Source organism: Paenalcaligenes sp. DL 463, from assembly GCF_057475185.1.
In genome coordinates, this window is record NZ_JBYBKX010000001.1 from 1,909,675 (window position 1) to 1,929,352 (window position 19,678).

Annotated in this window: 22 protein-coding genes; 14 read left to right on the forward strand and 8 right to left on the reverse strand. The window is 49.6% G+C overall.

Going from position 1 to position 19,678, the window contains the following annotated elements; genetic code table 11:
* Positions 1 to 5 precede the first annotated feature (5 nt).
* Positions 6 to 1,196: a bifunctional phosphopantothenoylcysteine decarboxylase/phosphopantothenate--cysteine ligase CoaBC gene (gene coaBC, locus AC2UZI_RS09145; protein WP_486943495.1), complete on the forward strand. Its 1,191-nt coding sequence runs from the start codon at positions 6 to 8 to the stop codon at positions 1,194 to 1,196.
* Between the two features lie 19 nt (positions 1,197 to 1,215).
* Positions 1,216 to 1,665, forward strand: a complete 450-nt coding sequence (gene dut / locus AC2UZI_RS09150; protein ID WP_486943496.1) for a dUTP diphosphatase — start codon at positions 1,216 to 1,218, stop codon at positions 1,663 to 1,665.
* 3 nt (positions 1,666 to 1,668) lie between these two features.
* Here the strand turns inward: dut and AC2UZI_RS09155 are convergent, their stop codons facing one another.
* The 5 genes from AC2UZI_RS09155 to clpS form a co-directional block, all read right to left on the reverse strand.
* Positions 1,669 to 2,286, reverse strand: a complete 618-nt coding sequence (locus AC2UZI_RS09155; RefSeq protein WP_486943497.1) for a PqiC family protein — start codon at positions 2,284 to 2,286, stop codon at positions 1,669 to 1,671.
* Complete coding sequence (locus AC2UZI_RS09160; protein WP_486943498.1) at positions 2,283 to 3,935, reverse strand: PqiB family protein; 1,653 nt, start codon at positions 3,933 to 3,935, stop codon at positions 2,283 to 2,285. The genes AC2UZI_RS09155 and AC2UZI_RS09160 overlap by 4 nt, the downstream gene beginning before the upstream one ends.
* Positions 3,935 to 5,209, reverse strand: a complete 1,275-nt coding sequence (locus AC2UZI_RS09165; RefSeq protein WP_486943499.1) for a paraquat-inducible protein A — start codon at positions 5,207 to 5,209, stop codon at positions 3,935 to 3,937. The genes AC2UZI_RS09160 and AC2UZI_RS09165 overlap by 1 nt, the downstream gene beginning before the upstream one ends.
* Before the next feature lie 3 nt (positions 5,210 to 5,212).
* Positions 5,213 to 7,570 (reverse strand): ATP-dependent Clp protease ATP-binding subunit ClpA, encoded by a 2,358-nt coding sequence (clpA, locus tag AC2UZI_RS09170; protein WP_486943500.1) that lies wholly within the window; start codon positions 7,568 to 7,570, stop codon positions 5,213 to 5,215.
* Positions 7,571 to 7,672: 102 nt separating this feature from the next.
* A complete protein-coding gene (gene clpS, locus AC2UZI_RS09175) occupies positions 7,673 to 7,993 on the reverse strand; it encodes an ATP-dependent Clp protease adapter ClpS (RefSeq protein WP_486943501.1) in 321 nt (106 codons plus the stop codon).
* Positions 7,994 to 8,153: 160 nt separating this feature from the next.
* Here clpS and AC2UZI_RS09180 point away from each other — a divergent pair, with 160 nt between their 5' ends.
* The gene (locus AC2UZI_RS09180) at positions 8,154 to 8,405 is read left to right on the forward strand and encodes a cold-shock protein (protein ID WP_486943502.1); all 252 of its coding nucleotides are present in this window, start codon (positions 8,154 to 8,156) and stop codon (positions 8,403 to 8,405) included.
* A gap of 29 nt (positions 8,406 to 8,434) precedes the next feature.
* Positions 8,435 to 8,926 carry a DUF192 domain-containing protein gene (locus AC2UZI_RS09185; protein ID WP_486943503.1) on the forward strand — a complete coding sequence of 164 codons (492 nt, stop codon included), beginning with the start codon at positions 8,435 to 8,437 and terminating at the stop codon, positions 8,924 to 8,926.
* Between the two features lie 179 nt (positions 8,927 to 9,105).
* Here AC2UZI_RS09185 and sodB read toward each other — a convergent pair whose 3' ends face one another.
* Both sodB and xseA read right to left on the reverse strand, forming a co-directional pair.
* Complete coding sequence (gene sodB, locus AC2UZI_RS09190) at positions 9,106 to 9,684, reverse strand: superoxide dismutase [Fe] (RefSeq protein WP_486943504.1); 579 nt, start codon at positions 9,682 to 9,684, stop codon at positions 9,106 to 9,108.
* A gap of 54 nt (positions 9,685 to 9,738) precedes the next feature.
* Positions 9,739 to 11,067 carry an exodeoxyribonuclease VII large subunit gene (gene xseA, locus AC2UZI_RS09195; RefSeq protein WP_486943505.1) on the reverse strand — a complete coding sequence of 443 codons (1,329 nt, stop codon included), beginning with the start codon at positions 11,065 to 11,067 and terminating at the stop codon, positions 9,739 to 9,741.
* A 483-nt stretch (positions 11,068 to 11,550) separates the two neighbouring features.
* On the opposite strand from xseA, the gene AC2UZI_RS09200 reads away from it, so the two are divergent.
* From AC2UZI_RS09200 to rpsT, 9 genes are all read left to right on the forward strand, one after another.
* The gene (locus AC2UZI_RS09200) at positions 11,551 to 12,156 is read left to right on the forward strand and encodes a MotA/TolQ/ExbB proton channel family protein (RefSeq protein WP_486943506.1); all 606 of its coding nucleotides are present in this window, start codon (positions 11,551 to 11,553) and stop codon (positions 12,154 to 12,156) included.
* A 32-nt stretch (positions 12,157 to 12,188) separates the two neighbouring features.
* Positions 12,189 to 12,560 carry an ExbD/TolR family protein gene (locus AC2UZI_RS09205; RefSeq protein WP_486943507.1) on the forward strand — a complete coding sequence of 124 codons (372 nt, stop codon included), beginning with the start codon at positions 12,189 to 12,191 and terminating at the stop codon, positions 12,558 to 12,560.
* A complete protein-coding gene (gene lpxK / locus AC2UZI_RS09210; RefSeq protein ID WP_486943508.1) occupies positions 12,557 to 13,603 on the forward strand; it encodes a tetraacyldisaccharide 4'-kinase in 1,047 nt (348 codons plus the stop codon). Before AC2UZI_RS09205 ends, lpxK begins: the two co-directional genes overlap by 4 nt.
* A gap of 94 nt (positions 13,604 to 13,697) precedes the next feature.
* Complete coding sequence (locus AC2UZI_RS09215) at positions 13,698 to 13,880, forward strand: Trm112 family protein (RefSeq protein ID WP_486943509.1); 183 nt, start codon at positions 13,698 to 13,700, stop codon at positions 13,878 to 13,880.
* Positions 13,877 to 14,641 carry a 3-deoxy-manno-octulosonate cytidylyltransferase gene (gene kdsB, locus AC2UZI_RS09220; RefSeq protein ID WP_486943510.1) on the forward strand — a complete coding sequence of 255 codons (765 nt, stop codon included), beginning with the start codon at positions 13,877 to 13,879 and terminating at the stop codon, positions 14,639 to 14,641. Before AC2UZI_RS09215 ends, kdsB begins: the two co-directional genes overlap by 4 nt.
* 100 nt (positions 14,642 to 14,741) lie before the next feature.
* The gene (gene adk, locus AC2UZI_RS09225; protein ID WP_486943511.1) at positions 14,742 to 15,398 is read left to right on the forward strand and encodes an adenylate kinase; all 657 of its coding nucleotides are present in this window, start codon (positions 14,742 to 14,744) and stop codon (positions 15,396 to 15,398) included.
* Between the two features lie 66 nt (positions 15,399 to 15,464).
* Positions 15,465 to 16,223, forward strand: coding sequence for a 3-hydroxyacyl-CoA dehydrogenase (locus AC2UZI_RS09230; RefSeq protein ID WP_486943512.1), 759 nt, complete (start codon positions 15,465 to 15,467; stop codon positions 16,221 to 16,223).
* Between the two features lies 1 nt (position 16,224).
* The gene (murJ, locus tag AC2UZI_RS09235; RefSeq protein WP_486943513.1) at positions 16,225 to 17,778 is read left to right on the forward strand and encodes a murein biosynthesis integral membrane protein MurJ; all 1,554 of its coding nucleotides are present in this window, start codon (positions 16,225 to 16,227) and stop codon (positions 17,776 to 17,778) included.
* Between the two features lie 54 nt (positions 17,779 to 17,832).
* Positions 17,833 to 18,099 (forward strand): 30S ribosomal protein S20, encoded by a 267-nt coding sequence (gene rpsT, locus AC2UZI_RS09240; protein ID WP_486943514.1) that lies wholly within the window; start codon positions 17,833 to 17,835, stop codon positions 18,097 to 18,099.
* A gap of 85 nt (positions 18,100 to 18,184) precedes the next feature.
* Here rpsT and AC2UZI_RS09245 read toward each other — a convergent pair whose 3' ends face one another.
* Positions 18,185 to 18,472: a DUF3579 domain-containing protein gene (locus tag AC2UZI_RS09245; protein ID WP_486943515.1), complete on the reverse strand. Its 288-nt coding sequence runs from the start codon at positions 18,470 to 18,472 to the stop codon at positions 18,185 to 18,187.
* A gap of 198 nt (positions 18,473 to 18,670) precedes the next feature.
* Between AC2UZI_RS09245 and argF the strand changes: the two genes are divergently transcribed.
* Entirely contained in the window at positions 18,671 to 19,618 is a 948-nt protein-coding gene (argF, locus tag AC2UZI_RS09250) for an ornithine carbamoyltransferase (RefSeq protein WP_486943516.1), read from the forward strand.
* Positions 19,619 to 19,678: the final 60 nt, after the last annotated feature.

A 19,678-nucleotide genomic window follows, 5' to 3' on the forward strand; every position in this document is an offset into this window, starting at 1 on the left:
CTCCTATGCTCGATCTTAAGAATAAACACCTAATTTTTGGCCTTACGGGTGGCATCGCCTGCTATAAAATAGCCGAACTCGTTCGTCGAGCCAAAGAGCACGGCGCAACCATTGATGTGGTGATGACTTCGGCTGCCGAGCAATTCATTACACCAGTGACCATGCAAGCCCTGTCGGGGCGCCCCGTTTACAGTAACTTATGGGATGCGCGCCCAAACGATAACATGGCTCACATTCAACTCAGCCGCAATGCTGATGCCATTTTAATTGCCCCAGCCAGCACTGATTTCATAGCAAAGCTTGCTCATGGCTTCGCTGACGACTTACTTAGCACCTTATGCGTTGCTAAAGGAAACTGCCCGCTGTTAATTGCTCCTGCAATGAACCGAGAAATGTGGGCTCACCCTGCCACGCAACGTAATATCGAGCTGCTTAAGCAAGACGGTACCACGGTGTTTGGTCCAGGCAGCGGAGACCAAGCATGCGGCGAAACCGGTGATGGCCGCATGTTAGAGCCCCACCAATTACTTAGCGAGCTCATTGCTTATTTCCAGCCCAAATCGCTTGCCGGTAAACGAGTGCTTATTACAGCAGGCCCTACCGTAGAGACCATTGACCCCGTCCGTGTCATCACTAATCGCTCGTCAGGGAAAATGGGTTACGCCATTGCTCGGGCGGCTCACGAAGCGGGCGCACTTGTTACCTTAGTGTCTGGCCCTGTTGCCCTAGAGACACCCTATGGGGTAAGCCGCATTAGCATCGATAGCGCAGCTCAAATGCACAGTGCCGTGATGGCTAATGCCAATAATTCTGACATTTTTATTGCCGTTGCCGCCGTTGCCGATTGGCATGTCGTTAATGCCAGTGATCAAAAATTGAAGAAAAACGCTCAACAAGATGCTCCTGCACTTGAGTTTGCACCTAATGCTGACATTCTTGCTGACGTTGCAGCACTGCCATCCCCCCCTTACTGTGTCGGCTTTGCGGCCGAAACCGAATCGCTAATCACCCACGCCGAGCAAAAGCGCTTACGTAAAGGCGTACCGTTATTGGTGGGAAATTTGGCGCAACGCGCCATGAATGCGGACGACACCGAACTGATTCTCTTCGATGACAAGGGCCATAATGCTTGGCCTGCTAAACACAAACTGGCGGCTGCGCGTGATTTAATCCAACACATTGCTCAGCAGCTTTAACGACTGATTACGTTTATTTATGCAAACTGTAGAACTAAAAATACTCGACGAGCGCATGCGCGCTGATTTACCGACTTATGCTACATCGGGCTCAGCCGGTTTAGACCTCCGGGCTTGCATTGATCGCCCCCTTAACTTAGCCCCTGGTGAAACCACACTTATTCCAACGGGGTTAGCGATGCACTTAGGCGATAGTGGCTACGCCGCGATGATATTACCCCGTTCGGGTTTAGGCCATAAGCACGGTATCGTCTTGGGTAATCTAGTGGGTTTAATTGATTCAGACTACCAAGGCCCATTAATGGTATCCATGTGGAACCGAGGCACCGAACCCTTTACGGTTGAGCCGCTAGAACGTATCGCACAAATGGTGATCGTACCCGTTGCACAAGTTAACTTTTCCGTCGTCGACGAGTTCGATCAAAGCCAACGCGGTGCCGGTGGCTTTGGTAGCACCGGCACCCGATAAGTCTCAGCTAACACACGATAGCGTCTCGACTGTTTCTGACGCTACGGCGGCATCGCCCTGCATTTGCTGACTTAGCACATCAACAAACTCAGCTTGAAGTTGTTGATGTGCTTTAACCAAGCCCACAACCCCCACCCCCGCATCAGCACGTAAACTGATGCGGCAAAGCGCCGTTTTCGCATCGAAGTTATTGGGACTTAAACGCCAAGATAGATCTTGACGTACATACTGCTCGAAAACCGAATCGAAACGCTGCACTTCCACATCAATACGCCAATACGGAAGCCCATCTTCAGAGCGGCTTATTTCGGCGCTGGGCACCCCAAGCCGCTGGCTAAGCCCTGCGCTTAAGGCTTGATGTAACTCATCAGCTAACGGTGAAGCCCATTGGTAATCATTTAGAACCTGAACTTCTTGACCGTCCGATTGCGTCAGTATAATGTTGCGCCTGTCAAACTGAGTAGGCACGTTGATGGCCTGCACCAATACAGCTTTTGTTGAGGTCGGCCCTAAAGGCTCTAGTGCCGCTTCAGACTGCAGACTAAAATGGCGAGTGAGCGATGTTGAAGCGCAGGCACTTAATGCCAGAGCCAATGCTACGCCTACATAGGCTTTTCTCATCGACGAGACTCCGGTAATTTATCGGCTGGGCGTCCACGTAGCAACGACGAAGGCTGACTTTGAAGGTCAGACGCCAGATCGTTTAACGAACGTAACGCTCGATTCATTTCATGTAAGGTTTGCTCTAAGCTTGAGGCCATCGGTGAGCCATCGGACAAGATCTCCTCAATACGCCCTAATGCGCTTTCTGCGGACTCCAAGGCACTGCCCACTCCCGGCACTACGGTACTCTGAAGCTCTTGAATTAACTGAGCCAAGCTCGTTAGGCCCTTATTAAGCGACTCGGCGGTTTCTTCTAGCGGCATCGATTCGATTTTGTTCACAATATTGGTGAACTGCTGCTGTAAGCGATCGAAGTCCCCTCTGATAACAGGTAACTGCACAGGCGTTTGCTGTGGATCAAACTCTGCGGGCCTCGCGTTGGGGAAGAAATCCAAAGCAATGAACTGCTGCCCCGTCAGTAGACTTGCTGCCCGCATTTGAGCGCGCAGCCCGTTATCAACCATGCCTTTAAGCAGTACCCCCATTGGCTCTTTATCTGCCGCTGAACGCTCTTTGACATAGTCATACACCGCCCCTAAGCGTAGCGGGAACACGTCGGCACGAACGACTGTATAAAAGCGTTGCTGTTCATGATCAATATGAAGCTTAATCTCGGTCACGTTACCTAACTCAAGGCCTTGGAAATCGACCGGAGCCCCGACGGACAATCCTCTAACACTTTGATAGAGGTGGAACTCGATTTCAAGAGGATCACCATCTGGCTCGGCTAAAGCCAAGCTTTCGGAAGGAAACAACTCGAACTCGTTCGCCGCATCAGAAGGAGCTGATTGAACATCAGAACCTCGGCTAAATGCCACGCCACCCGCCAACGCAGAAACCACCGACGTGGTTTTAACCTTGAATCCCGTAGCGTCCATGGACATATTAATGCCGCTTACATTCCAGAAGCGAGAGTCGGTATCGACAAATCGATCGTTCGGGGCGTCAATAAATACTTGTATTTTTACACCATGGCCATCGTCTTCCAGACCGTGACCTATTACTTGACCTACCTTTGTACGTTTAAAATAAACAGGAGAGCCGATCTCAAGAGACCCCAAATCGGGTGCGGTTAAGGTCAGACGCGTACCGGGACGCGCACTGTTAATTTCTGGCGGCTGCTCTAAGCCTTCAAAATCGGTAACGGCTTCAGCTTGCTCATCAACCTCGGTAGGCGCATCAACACTAATATACGCCCCTGATAATAAGGTACCCAAACCCGACACGCCGCTTAGACCCAATCGTGGGCGTACTACCCAAAACTTGGACTGTTCTTGCGTAATGTATTCAGCGCCTTCCTTTTTTAACTGTATGTGTACCTGCACATGCTTACGGTCAGGCGCTACGGTAATCTGGGTTACATCACCGATCACGACATCGCGGTAACGTAATTTCGTTTGCCCTACCTCTAAGCCCTCTGCCGATGCAAAACTAACGGTAACCGTTGGGCCAACGTAAAACCAATCTTTGAATAATAAAGACGCTCCAGCGATTAGCGCAATAATAGGCACCAACCAAATCCATGAGAAGCGAGAGTTCCGCGTCACCCGCATGGGCTGACGGACTGGACGTGCAGTCGCTGAAGAGTCGTGTTCTTGTTCGCTCATTATTTACCCAAACGATTGAAAAACGGTAGAGGTTCAATAGGTGTCTGATAGGTTTGAACACGCTGGTCCCATCCTACCCGTGGATCGAAGCTTAAGGTGGCAAGCATCGTTAATACTACGACCAAGCCAAAACTTACAGCAGCAGGCCCTGCGATAACTTGTGAAACGCCCGGAAAATTAGCCATGGCCCCCATCAACACCACAACGAATACGTCCAACATGGACCACTGACCGATGAATTCGATCACCTCGTACATCCGAGTTCGCTTACGTTGAGCCACCCTTCCGCGCCACGTATTATCGACCAACAATAACGCCAAAACAAAAAGTTTAGTAATGGGCACGGCAACGCTAGCTGCAAAGACAATAATGGCCAAATCAGGAGAGCCACTTTGCCACAATGTAACCACACCCCCTAAGATGGTGTGATCCGATACCCCAAAAGGACTGCGTATCTGCATGATTGGCAGGACATTGGCAGGCACATAAAGCGCCATCGCAGCCACCAGCAGCGCCATCGTCTTTGTACGCATATTCGGCTTACGCTTATGAAGCTGACCAGCACAGCGTTGGCATACCTCATCGTCGGTGTCAGGGCTTTGAGCGAGACCGCATTCTGAACAGGCCACATAATACGCTGGATCGAGCTTATCCGCCTTGTCGATAACAATCTGCGCATCAGCAGCCATTTTCCATAAACGACGGGAATCCAGTTTCACCGTCGCGGTGTACACCAGCATTAATACAGCATAGGCCCAAATACCGAAGCCCAACTCGATACGAGCAAGCCCAGCAAACTTTACCAAGGCCACAAGAACACTTAAAAACACAACGGGCACCATCGACCAATGCTCTAACAGTGCCATTGCGCGCATACTAAAGGCGAACTCGGTTGTCGCGCGTCGTTTTTGAATTAGCTGTAATGCTCGGAACCGAAGCAATAACAAAAACAAGGGGAACCACACACCCATTAATCCGGCCATGATAGAGAGCGAGTAATGGCCTTGCTGCCAAGTTAACCATAAGGCAGATGGTAAGTTGGGACTGATCGTCTTACCTTGAAGCGTTAAATGCACTAAAGGCGTCAGGTTAGCAATCGCAAATAAAACAAGGGCTCCGAAGACCAATGCTAGCCAATCGCTAACCTTGAACTTAGAGCCCTTAAATAAAACGAAAGCACAGTGAGTACAGACTGCCGATTCACCTGCTCGCACAGACACCTCGGTATGCAAGGCATCACAATGCGGGCAGGCTACTAACAGCGGTTGACCCATCGGTTAATCAATAAGCTCCGCTTCGGGATGCGACGGAGACGGGTGCCCAGTGTTATTGGTCGAGTCGTCATCGCCCCCATTTGCAAAGATCAAGATCACCTTGCCTTGGTCGTCTACATCGACCTCGACTTGTCCTCCGTTGCTAAGGCGACCAAACAACAATTCATCGGCCAGTGCACGACGAATTGTGTCTTGGATTAGCCTGTGCATTGGGCGCGCGCCCATCACAGGATCAAAGCCCTCTTTGGCCAAATGCTCACGCAACGAATCCGTGAAACTGACCTCAACACGACGCTCGTTAAGCTGATGTTCAAGTTGAAGCAAGAACTTATCAACCACAAGCAAAATAACGTCGCGAGACAAGGGTTTAAAGCCGATGATGGCATCTAAGCGATTACGGAACTCGGGGCTAAACATACGCTTCAGATCCGCCATTTCATCGCCTGCGGATTTAGGACTCGCAAAACCAATACTGTTCTTGCTTAAGGCTTCAGCCCCCGCATTCGTGGTCATGATCAAAATGACATTACGGAAGTCAGCCTTACGCCCGTTATTATCCGTTAAGGTGCCGTGGTCCATCACTTGAAGCAAAATGTTATAGACATCAGGATGCGCTTTTTCAATCTCGTCGAGTAACAACACACAATGCGGTTGCTTCGTCACCGCCTCGGTTAGCAACCCACCCTGATCAAACCCGACGTACCCCGGTGGTGCACCGATGAGTCGTGATACGGTATGCCGCTCCATGTACTCGGACATATCGAAACGCAAGAGCTCGATGCCCATCACAAACGCTAACTGTCGGGCAACCTCGGTTTTTCCTACGCCAGTGGGGCCTGAGAACAGAAAAGACCCAATGGGTTTATCAGGGCGCCCCAGACCAGAACGCGACATTTTGATCGCCCCAGCCAACGCCGCAATGGCCTCATCTTGGCCGAAGACGACCGTACTCAAATCGCGACCAAGAGTGGCGAGTTTGTTTCGATCATCCGACGATACATTTTGCGGCGGAATGCGCGCGATTTGCGCGATCGTCGCCTGTATGTCTTGCTTACCAATGGTTTTCTTTTGTCGAGAGCGTGGGAGCAGGCGTTGAGCGGCCCCTGCCTCGTCGATCACGTCAATGGCCTTATCGGGCAGAAAACGATCATTAATATGACGCGCCGCCAATTCGGCAGCCGCTGAAATAGCGGAGGCGGTGTAACGTACACCATGATGCTCTTCGAAATGGCTTTTTAGACCACGTAGAATTTGTACGGTCTCGGCCACGGTGGGCTCAACCACATCCACCTTCTGGAAGCGACGAGAGAGAGCGTGATCTTTCTCGAAAATTCCACGATATTCACTGTAAGTGGTGGCACCCATGCACTTCAACTGACCCGAGGACAGCGCTGGCTTTAATAAATTGGACGCATCCAACGTACCGCCTGAGGCTGAGCCCGCACCAATTAACGTATGAATTTCATCAATAAACAAGATGGCATTTTCATCGTCGTTAAGGTCTTTCAGCACCGCTTTTAAGCGTTGCTCAAAATCACCTCTGTACTTTGTGCCCGCTAATAGTGCTCCCATATCAAGCGAATAAACCACCGCATTGGATAAGATATCAGGTACGTCTCCCGATATAATGCGAAGCGCCAGCCCTTCGGCGATGGCGGTTTTACCTACACCGGCTTCGCCAACCAGCAAGGGGTTGTTTTTCCGACGGCGGCATAAAATTTGAATAACACGCTCGACCTCTTTCTCGCGACCAATTAGCGGATCAATGCGCCCACGCCCTGCCTCATCGTTGAGGTTGGTCGTGTAAAGATCCAAAGGCGACTTTTGTTGGTCGGTAGCACGGCTTGACGCTGTCTCAGAGGCCGGATTACCACGTGACGATGATGCCTGCGCTGTGGGTGGCGTTGGAGCAGGGTCATTTTGGGCTTTAGCAATGCCATGTGATAAGTAATTAACCACATCAAGGCGACTAATGCCCTGCTGCTGTAAATAGTACACAGCATGGGAATCTTTTTCGCCATACATGGCCACCAGAACATTTGCGCCGGTCACTTCCGTTTTAGCACTATTACTGGAGGACACATGCATAATGGCACGCTGGATGACACGTTGAAAACCCAGTGTGGGCTGAGTGTCTACCTCGCCTTCACCTGGAAAAATAGGTGTGTTTTCGCTGATGAATTTGCGAAGGTTTTTTCGAAGGGCGTCGGTATCGGCAGCGCATGCGCGTAGCACCTCAAGGGCTGCCACATTTTCTAGCAACGACAGCAACAGGTGCTCAACCGTGATAAATTCATGGCGCGCAGCACGGGCTTCAACGAAGGCCATGTGCAGACTGACTTCAAGTTCTTCGGAGATCACGCTTCCTCCTACACGGCGAGAATTAATACGACTAGGTAGTCCTATTCTATGACTAATTGACGTTAAAGTAACAACCCTGCGTCAAATTAAGGACAAACTCTACTATTCAGGGGCTGGTTCCATAATACATTGAAGCGGATGTTCACGTGCAACCGCAAGCTGACGAACTATTTCAACTCGGGTGGCTGCGATATCTCGCGGATAAATGCCACAGACTCCACGCCCCTCATGATGCACTTTTAGCATAATACGCTCAGCCTCATCCTCAGACTTGCTGAACACTCGTCGTAGTACAGCGACGACAAACTCCATTGGCGTGTAATCGTCGTTAAGTAATACGACTTGGTACATCGGGGGCGGTGCTAACTGCGTTGTTTCGCGTTCAACCACCGCTTCTTTTTGATTGGCTAACTGTATAGTCATGGAGAACTAGGTAATTTCCATAGTTGATGATTTAGGCAAATTTCATCATTATCAGATTAATCAAATCAAGTCTTTGTTATTTACAAACTTAATTTGGGCTTATGGGAGTTTCATTACTACCATAGATCACGTAACTTATTTTCGATGAGAGGCAGTTCGAATGTCTGATTTAAATACGGCCACCACCAGCAGCACTGGGGACGAACAAAAGTTATCAGGTACCGTTAAGTGGTTCAATGACGCCAAAGGTTTCGGTTTTATCACGCCTGATAACGGCGGCGAAGATCTCTTTGCGCACTTTTCGTCCATTCAAATGAACGGTTTTAAAACCCTAAAAGAAGGCCAAAAGGTGTTGTTTGAAATCGCTCAAGGCCCTAAAGGGCAACAAGCACTTAACATTACAGCAGGGTAACTCCTCTCAATCATAAGAGCATACGTAGCTTGACACAAACTATGCAACAAACTCAGTCAGGGCGAATTCGCCCTGCTTCTGTTTTTACGGCACTGCTCTTGGCAGCCTTGTCGTGGATAAGCCCACACACGCTAGCCCAAGCAACGCCAGTATCAAAAACAGCCATCACAACCATTACGGTGAATAAGCAACCCATCGCTGTTGAAATTGCTCGTACACCCTCTGAGCGCTCGATAGGCCTGATGCATCGCGACCATCTGGCGGCTAATGAAGGTATGCTATTTGTGTTTGAACACACAGCCAGACACTGCTTTTGGATGAAGAACACACTGATACCATTAAGCATCGCCTTCATCGACGAGCAAGGCAAAGTGATTAATATCCGGGATATGCAAGCGCATAGTCTAGAGTCGCACTGCCCTGACCTTCCGGTTACTTATGCACTAGAAATGAATCAGGGTTGGTTTGAACGACATGACATTTCAGCAGGTACGATACTTCAAGACTTGCCCACGCCTTAAATACAAGCACGTCGGGTATTGTATTCGCTAAGTCTCTGATCTTTATTATTATAGTATGTACCGTGCATAATAGGCTAACTGGCTGTACAACACGATTCATAAACTAAAAACCTCGCTCATCCCATTAGGGTTGAGCGAGGTTTTTTATACGGTTCGCTATTAACGAACCAAGGCATTACTTAAGCAAAGTTGCTTGCAGCAAAATCCCAATTCGCCAAGTTCCAGAAGTGCTCTAGGTACTTAGGACGCGCATTGCGATAGTCGATGTAGTAAGCATGTTCCCATACATCACAGGTCAACAGTGCAACGTCATCGGTTGTTAATGTAGTAGCAGCATTGCTGGTGTTAACAATATCAACAGTACCGTCAGTTTTCTTAACAAGCCATGTCCAGCCTGAACCAAAGTTACCAATGGCTGACTTAGTGAACGCGTCTTTGAAAGCGTCGAAACTGCCCCACTTAGCATTGATAGCAGCAGCCAATGCACCCGTTGGCTCACCGCCACCATTTGGGGACAAGCTATTCCAGTAGAAAGTGTGGTTCCACACTTGAGCGGCATTATTAAATACACCACCTGACGATTTCTTAACCACGTCTTCGAGCGACGCATTCTCTAACTCAGTACCGGCTACTAAATTATTGAGATTCGTAACATAGGCTTGATGATGTTTGCCATGATGGAACTCAAGCGTTTCTTTAGAGATATGAGGCTCAAGCGCTGTGAGTTCATAGGGAAGAGCAGGAAGAGTAAAAGCCATGTTCAATTCCTTTAGGATAATCTGTTGCCGATGCCCACATGGCATCGATCGTTGTTAAAGCAAGGCATGCTTTCTTTTGATTTCAGCCAGCAAGTTTCCACGCGCTAACTGAATAGCAATTTGGTCGCTAACATTTAAGTCTAACGCATTTTTCGCAATTTGCCCTGTTTCATCTCGAACAATAGCATAGCCGCGATCCAGAATACGCATTGGGCTTAGGGCTTGAAGGGTCTGTTCGCTGATTAACAGGTGCTGACGTTGACGCTTTAACTCTCGCCCTACGCTTGACTGCAAAGCCTGTAAATGCTGCTGCAGTTGCCTTTGCTGAGTGTGCGTCGTGGGCAAGGTTCGAGCCAAACGTTGCTCCAACTGCTGAAAATGATGGCGCCGTCGCTCTTGATCTCGTCGCATTACGCTATCAACATTCCGGCTTAATGCCCGTAACCGTTCGCGCTGATACGTTAAACGTTGTTCGGGTGAAATCAGTGCGGCCAAGGTCTTGTCCAAGCGCAACGCTGCTCGCTCTAAGGTACGAACTTGCCGTTGCCCCAAGGCTCGAATTAACCCCTGCAAGTGCTGCATACATTGAGCATGACTATGACCCGCCATCTCGGCCGCTGCCGTTGGCGTTGGGGCACGCAGATCGGCAACAAAATCAGCGATGGTGAAATCGGTCTCGTGGCCTACTCCACTAATAATGGGAATGGGCGATGCAGCAATTAATCGCGCCAGCAACTCATCGTTAAAACACCATAAATCCTCAATACTGCCGCCACCACGGACCAACAATAAGGTATCCACTTCGTTACGAGCGATCGCGCTCCCCAAGGCCTCACATAATTGGGTGGCCGCCGCAATCCCCTGTACGGGGGTGGGATACACCACGACAGCCACGTGCGGCAAACGGCGACGCATCGCAGTAAGCACATCACGTAGCGCTGCCGCCGACAGCGACGTCACGACTCCCACCGTTTTTGGCATGGTAGGAATGGGCAGTTTTCGTTGTGGATCAAAAAAGCCTTCAGCCTCTAGCTTGGCTTTTAGACGCAAAAAGGTTTCATGCAAATCCCCTAAGCCGGCCTTGCGCATAAGCTCAACTTGCAACTGATAATCGCCACGAGGCTCGTAAAGGGTGACATTCGCACGCAACTCGACTTGCTCGCCTACCTTAGGCACGAAACCCACTGCAGAGGCTCGTCCACGGAACATCACCGCGCGAACAGCCGCCTTTTCGTCCTTCACCGTGAAGTACCAATGCCCCGATGCCGCTTGCGTAAAGTTAGAGATTTCGCCTTTTACCCAGATCTGAGTAAATTGCGCCTCAAGCACCTGACTGACCTGTTTATTTAACTGCCCTACACTAATCACTAGCTCAGAGCGCATGCCCGTTACCTATTAAAAACATAAAATTTTCGTTGCTCACGCTCACACTGTCCACACCACTGCTAAGCTTGATTAAAAGCCAATGTTTCAATCGGATGACATGACTCTTTTTAACGGCGCTTTAAAAACACAGCGTAAGCCATTGATTACTATAAACTTAATGGAAAATATTTTATTGGCGATTTATTATCCATTGAACCTCTAAGCCTTAAACTGCTTATGTTCAAGCAAGCTTATGCACATCATTATCCACAGCTTTTGTGGATAGAGCTGCTAAAGCTATGACCTATAAGGTATTAATACCTATTCCTTATCTTTTACTTTACTAAGCCAAGCCCACAAAGAAGGGCTATGGCTTAGAATTATGCAAGTTATACCTAATCGCCAACCTAAGCGTTGACCAGTATAGTTGCTCAGTGTCTAAATACTCTAGCAAAACCCAATGCCTGAAACTGAATTCATTGCATTTTTTTAAGGAAGCACGTGGTTGCCTTACTTCAAGCTGCAGGTTGGCCTATTTGGCTTTTACTTGCCACGTCAATTGTCGGACTGGCCCTCATCATTGAGCGCCTAATGAATTTGCGCGAATCTCGCTATATCGGGGCTCAAAGCCTCAATGAAGCCTTCGAGTTGGCCAGCCACATTCACCCCCACGCCCAACGCTTGCACGAGTTGGAACAGCACGTCGGATTCGGCCGTATTGCAACCAGTCTCATTTCCTTGCGCGACCAGGCCGAACACAGCCGCTTACAAACTGCCGAACAACTTGGTCGTGAAATTAGCTTTAGCTTACAACGCTACCTTCCAGCCTTAGCAACAGTGGCTGTCATCGCTCCGCTACTGGGCTTATTCGGCACCGTTATTGGCATGATTGAACTCTTTGGCTCTTATCAGCCTCAGGGTAGCGACCCCTCACAGTTAGCCAGAGGAATATCCATTGCCCTCTACAACACGGGATTTGGCATTCTAATCGCGATTGTCGCCCTAATCGCTCATCGCTATTTCAGCTCTAAAGCTGAATACATCTTGCATAGGCTAGAGTTCGAGGCAAGCCGGCTGAATCGTTTTTTAGAATCCGTTGCTCGATGAATTTCAAACCACGCTTTTCGTCCCGCTCCGAAATGATTGACATCAATGTCATTCCGTTAATTGACGTGTTACTGGTGATGCTCATTTTTTTTGCTGCCACCACCACGTTCACGACCATTAACGAGCTATCGATTAACTTACCGGCAAGCAACGTTAATGCGGTAGCACAGGACGCCAACCTTCTCGCCATTAGCCAAGATGGGCAGTACGCCCTAAATGGCCAAGCCCTACTCGGCACCAGCCTTGACGACTTACAGCTTGCTTTTTCCACTCTTGCCCCCAGCCAACCACTTATCATTTACGCTGATGTCGCCACCCCTCACGCTAGCGTCATGCGAGTTTTGGAAGCGGCGCAGAATAGCAACCTCGCAAAACTGAGTTTTGCCACTCGACATACACCATGAAAAACCGCCAGAAACTAGACTCACAGCTTCATCGTCTATGGCAACGCAAAGGGCTACTAAGCACCCTGTTGACACCGCTATCCTTCTTGGTGGGTTGCTATACTCGCTACAAAAGAAAACGGTACGAAAGCGACGTTTCACAGGTTTTTTATAGCCATACCCCCGTTATTGTGGTGGGAAATTTAATCGTAGGTGGCGCGGGAAAAACGCCGGTGGTCATGGCGCTTATTGATGAATTACGTGCAGCGGGCTATACCCCTGGCGTTATTAGTCGTGGTTACGGCGTACAAGTCGGCCCTGAGGCTCGCAGCACTAAACACCATCACGAGGCAGCATTTTTGGGCGATGAACCTGCTCTCATCCACCAACAAAAACAAGTGCCGGTTGCCGTTCACCCGAAACGAGCAGAAGCACTGAAGGCATTGAACAGCGACTTCCCTGAGGTTGATGTGGTCATTTCGGATGACGGGCTACAGCATTTAGCGCTCGGTCGATGCGCTGAAATTATTGTGCAAGACCAGCGTGGAATCGCGAATGGCCGCTTGTTACCCGCAGGCCCCCTACGTGAAACACCGGATCGGCTCAAGCATGCCACTCTTATCGTTACCCAGATCACCGCTGATCAAGCCTTTGAACAGCACGCTTCCGCAATCGGGCCAACGCCTACGGCACAAATGCGTTTATGGCCAAGCCTGTTTAGGCAATTGCAAACCGGAAACACACTGCCCTTAAACGAAGCGGTGCACCAGTTCAAAGGCAAAAAAGTTGCTGCTTGCGCCGCCATCGGCCAACCACGGAGATTCTTCATTATGCTAAAGGCCTCCGGGTTCACACTCAGCTGTACTGAGGCGTTCCCCGATCATTACGACTACAAAAGCTCCCCTTTTTCGGACATTGAGGCCGATTTCATATTCATTACAGCCAAAGATGCCGTAAAATGCAGAAAATTCGATGACCCTAGACTGTGGGTTGTCGAAACAGAAACCCAGTTTTCCAGCACCGATTGGGCCGACCCAGTGCTTTCCTTACTGGCCAACCACTAAAGCTTCGACAGTAAATACCTAAGCCACCTACAAGCGATACTCGCTCAGGGTTACACTGCCAGCTAATTTTATTTTCTTCGAACCGGAGCTCTATATGGAACCTCGTTTAATTGAGATCTTGGTTTGCCCAATTTGCAAAGGCAAGTTAGCGCATGACCGCACTAATCTTGAGTTAATTTGTAAAGCCGATCAACTTGCTTTTCCCATCCGTGATGGTATTGCCATCATGCTAAGTTCTGAAGCACGAAACCTAGAAGCACCCGATACGCCCGCATGAGTTTTATCACCATCATCCCCGCTCGTTTAGCCTCATCTCGATTGCCCAATAAAGCGTTACTCGACATTGGTGGCAAGCCCATGGTGGTACGCACCGCTCAGCAGGCCAGTCAATCAAAAACCACTCGCATCATCATTGCTACCGACAGCCCTGAAATTCAGAAGGCGGTGCAAGCCGAAGGTTTTGAGGCCCTATTAACCAGCCCTGACCACCCTACTGGCACAGATCGCTTAGCCGAAGTGGTTCAAACCTTGAATCTAGCGTCAGATGAGATTGTGGTTAACGTACAGGGTGATGAACCGCTTATCGAGCCTGCTTTGATCGACCAAGTGGCCGACACCTTGCAACAGTCCAAAACAGCGGCCATTGCTACCATTGGCGTGCCCATTATTGAGGCTGAGGTGTTATTCAACCCCAATATCGTAAAAGTCGTGCTAGACCATTCGCAACACGCCCTGTATTTTTCTCGTGCGCCCATTCCTTGGGCTCGAGATGCGCTGGCTGATGGCGAACAACGCTTGGCAGCGAACCTACCGGCTCTGCAACACGTAGGGCTATATGCCTACCGTGTTAATTTTCTTCAGCAGTTCCCCTCGCTTAGCCGCGGAGCACTGGAGAGCACAGAGTCTTTAGAACAGTTACGAGCACTCGAAAACGGTTATAACATCGCTGTTAGTACCGCTGATTGTCCCCCAACCCCCGGCGTGGATACCGCAGAAGATCTCGCTCGGGTGCGCGAAATATTTATAAATCGGTTATAAACGAAATTTTGTGCGCAGCTTCCGAGTGGAAACTACGCGCTCCAATGCTGCATAGCAGCATGAACGTATAACGTCTAAACCATTGTTTTAGGAGAAACTTATGCGACTGATTCTACTCGGTCCACCGGGAGCTGGAAAAGGCACCCAAGCAACATTCATCACCGAAGCGTTCTCAATTCCACAGATCTCTACCGGCGATATGTTACGGGCAGCCGTTAAAGCTCAAACTCCATTAGGCGTGGAAGCCAAGGAAATTATGGATGCGGGTGGTCTGGTATCAGACGATATTATCATCGGACTAGTACGCGACCGCCTGCAACAAGACGACTGCAAAAATGGTTACTTGTTTGACGGCTTTCCTCGTACGATTCCACAAGCTGATGCATTAAAAGACGCCAACGTTAAGCTGGATTTCGTAATCGAAATTGATGTGCCCAGCGAGGACATTATTGAGCGTATCAGCGGCCGACGTGTACACCCCGCCAGCGGTCGTTCCTATCATGTGCGCTTTAATCCACCTAAAGTCGCTGATGTCGACGATGTAACAGGCGAACCTTTAGTTCAACGCGACGACGATAGTGAAGAAACGGTACGTCATCGTCTAACGGTTTATGAGAACCAAACGCGCCCTTTGGTTGAGTACTACTCTAGCTGGGCAAAATCAGGCGAGCCACAAGCTCCCCAATACCGTAAAATCTCAGGATTGGGTTCGGTAGATGAAATCAGACAGCGAGTTCTTGACGCGTTACGTTCATAAACGTAGCTCGTAAGCGACCTGTTTTCAATCCGGCTCATTAGGCCGGATTTTTTGTAAGGACGAGTCATGCAAGTCAAAAACCATACCTTCGTCGTCACTGGTGGGGCCTCTGGGCTAGGTGCGGGAACTGTCAAAGCTCTTAGTCAACAAGGCGCACAAGTGCTAATTGCCGATATTCAAGATCAGGCAGGTCAGGCCCTTGCTACCGAGCTTGGTCAGCACTATGTGCACTGCGATGTCAGTAACCCTTCCGACGCTCAGAAGGTTATCGATGCCGCATGTGAGCTAGGCTCGTTCTACGGCTTAATAAACTGTGCGGGCATCGCTCCCGCTGCCCGCACCATCAGCAAAGAAGCGGCTCATGATTTTGAGCTTTTTCATCACACCATTCAAGTGAACTTGTTAGGCACCTTCAACATGAATCGCCTAGCCGCCTTTGCAATGAGTAAGAACGAAGCGCTGGCTACCACAGAGCGCGGCGTGCTGATTAACACCGCATCCATTGCTGCCTACGAAGGTCAAATTGGCCAAATCGCTTATGCCGCCTCTAAAGGAGGTATCGTGAGCATGACCTTACCCATGGCGCGAGACCTAGCAGGTTTAGGCATACGCTGCGTGACGATTGCCCCCGGCATCTTTGCAACGCCGATGATGACAAGTTTCCCTCAAGATGTACAAGACGCGTTAGCGGCAAGCATCCCGTTTCCCTCTCGTCTAGGTCAGCCCGACGATTACGCGAAATTGGTGCTCAGCATCATTGATAACGAAATGCTTAACGGAGAGACCATCCGTCTGGACGGCGCCATACGGATGAGCCCACGTTAATATGAGCTTGCTTAAGTCTGCAGCAACCGTTAGCAGCTTCACGCTTCTATCGCGAATTACGGGATTAGCACGGGATATCTTAATCGCCCGCACCTTTGGTGCTGGCCCCTTAACCGATGCGTTCTGGGTTGCCTTTCGTATCCCCAATTTACTAAGACGCCTTTTTGCCGAAGGTGCATTTTCTCAGGCCTTTGTTCCCATCTTAGGTCAAGCTCGTAAACAAGAAGACCACGAACACGTACGCACACTACTGGACCGCGTCGCCACACTGCTTACCATCGCCGTTATGATCGTGACAGCGATAGGGGTACTGGCTACGCCGTGGGTCGTAAGCGCCATGGCCAGCGGCTTACGTGCCGCCGAGCGACAGGCCGAATTTAACGCTGCGGTATGGATGACACGGCTCATGTTCCCCTACATTGTGTGCATGTCTCTGGTTGCGTTTGCCTCTGGGGTGTTAAACACGTGGAGTCGTTTCGCTGTACCCGCTTTTACGCCCATACTGTTAAATCTCAGTATGATTGCCAGCAGTTTGCTGCTGGCTCAGTATTTTGACACACCCATTTATGCACTAGCCGTAGGGGTTATGCTTGGCGGCATCCTTCAACTGGCAGTGCAATGGAAAGCATTGGCCTCGTTAGGACTCGTGCCACGTTATAACGTATCACCAAAAAAAGCGTGGGCTGATCCCACAGTGCAGCGTATCCTACGGCAAATGCTGCCTGCCATTCTAGGCGTATCCGTTGCGCAAATCTCTCTGCTTATCAACACCAATATTGCCACGTGGCTACAAGCAGGAAGCGTGACATGGCTATCGTTTGCTGATCGTTTAATGGAGTTTCCCACCGCTTTATTGGGTGTCGCCTTAGGAACCGTACTGCTTCCCAAACTGTCTGCGGCGTACAGCAGTGGTGAAAAGCAGCACTATGCAGGATTGCTTGACTGGGGGTTGCGCACCGTCATTCTACTTGGCGTTCCCTGTGCAATGGCATTGGCATTAATATCCGATGCGCTGGTGGCAAGTTTGTTTCATTATGGTGCTTTCGAAGCCAGCGATGTGGAACAAACTCGCCTAGCGGTAGGCGCCTACTCGGTTGGCTTGCTGGGCTTACTGGCCATCAAAATATTGGCACCTGCCTTTTATGCCCAACAGGACATCAAAACTCCGGTACGAATTGCAATTGTGGTTTTAGTGCTAACCCAACTACTGAATATTTTTCTCGTACCGACTTTTGCCCACGCTGGCTTAGCGCTATCTATCGGTATCGGTGCCAGTTTTAACGCTCTCGCCCTACTTTATCTTCTGTATAAACGTGACATTTATGCACCACGCCCCGGATGGGGCCTGTTTCTGCTAAGGCTGCTACCCGCCTTAGCGCTATTGGGCCTTTGCCTTTGGGGCAGCCAGCACTATATCGACTGGATCGCTTTAGGCGAACGTCCATTTATACGCCTGTCCTACTTGGCTGGACTGCTAATCACCTGCGCTATCGCTTACTTTGTACCACTCTTCTTGTGTGGTTTTAGGCTTAGGCACTTTACAAAACCCAGCTAATCACCTAGAATAGCTGTCTTTGCCAATTAAACCTTACTGACTAATTACCTATATATGGCTAATACTGCACAAGCTCGTAAACGTGCCCGTCAAGCAGTTGCACGTAACAAACATAACGCAAGCATTCGTTCAATGCTGCGTACTTCTATCAAACGCGTTCGCGAAGCGATTGACGCTGGCGACCAAGCCGCTGCTAATGAAGTCTTTAGCAAAGCCTCAAGCATTATTGACCGCGTTGCTGATAAAAATATCATTCATAAAAACAAGGCCGCTCGTCATAAAAGCCGCCTAGCTTCTGCCATCAAGGCAATGGCTTCCTAATAGCCAGCTGGTTTTAATTGGCCATAGAAAAAGGGTGCATATGCACCCTTTTTTGCGTCTTGCTATTGTCTACAATAACGAGTCTCTACACCTCAAGCCCAGAAGTTTGAAGGTGATTATCTTGCGCAAAGCCCACCACAAATTTCCACGCTAAAGGCTCTAGCTCACGAAGGCGTGCATCAACCACTACGCAACGCACACCATCAATTAAACGTGGCACCACATACGGTGAATACGTCAAATGCCCACCCATAGAGCCTGCTGGCCTAAATTGGGACATCACCCCTGCCAAACGCTCAGCCCAATCACTAGGCCTAAAGCGTTGCCCTTCTAGTGTAACCCCATGTATTACCAGCTTTAATTGTTCCGTCATACGTTTCCAAGGTCGAACTGCATCCGATCGTTCGCGATGCCAAAAAACTCCCCCTAGCCGTATTGTATCCCATTGCACTCAATTACACACAGCAAGAACCAGACAGTAAATATAGAGCGTACAAACAAAAAACAGCAAGCAAATTTTGCCCAACGCTGCATGACAGGGTAATATGATTTCTTTTGTCTAGGGTTTGGTATGAACGGCACGGTCCAACAAGGCCCATTGCGGCACTTTTTGCAGTTTCGTGATTTAAGTAAAGACGAGATTCATTACGTCTTCAGTAGGGCTCGCTTAATCAAAGATAACTTCAAGCGCTATAAGCCTCATCACACCCTGCATGACCGCACCCTAGCCATGGTGTTCGAAAAAGCCAGCACACGGACTCGCGTGTCCTTTGAGGCTGGTATGTATCAGCTAGGCGGCTCTGTGATTAACCTGACGGCCACAGACTCTCAATTAGGACGCTCCGAGCCCATAGAAGATACCGCGCGCGTTATCTCGCGTATGGTTGATTTAGTCATGATTCGCACCTTTGAGCAAACTCGTATCGAACGTTTTGCCTCACACTCGCGGGTGCCTGTGATCAATGGGCTAACCAATGAATACCACCCTTGCCAAATACTGGCTGATATCTTTACGTATATCGAGCACCGAGGCAGCATTGAAGGTAAAACCGTAGCGTGGGTGGGCGATGGTAACAACATGGCCTACACCTGGTTGCAAGCGGCCGAACTCTTAAACTTCAAACTGCATATTTCTGCCCCCCAAGGCTACAACCTTGACCCAGAAATAACCGGTCAACCTGACAGCAGTATCTTTCAAGAGTTTTCTGACCCCATGCTGGCCTGCGAAGATGCCGATCTCGTCACCACTGACGTTTGGACAAGCATGGGCTTCGAAGAAGAGAATGAAGAGCGTCGCAAAGCCTTTGCCGATTGGTGTGTAGACAGCGAAATGATGCAGCAGGCCCATCCTGATGCATTGTTCATGCACTGCTTACCTGCCCACCGCGGTGAAGAAGTCAGCGGTGACGTTATTGACGGCCCTCAAAGCGTGGTATGGGACGAAGCCGAAAACCGTATGCATGTACAAAAAGCACTGATGGAGTTCTTACTGCTGGGCCAATTGGAAGATAATTCTTAAAGCTCAATACCCCGTCAACTCAAGACTCGACACGATGAAAAAAGCCTCGTTCTAGAACGA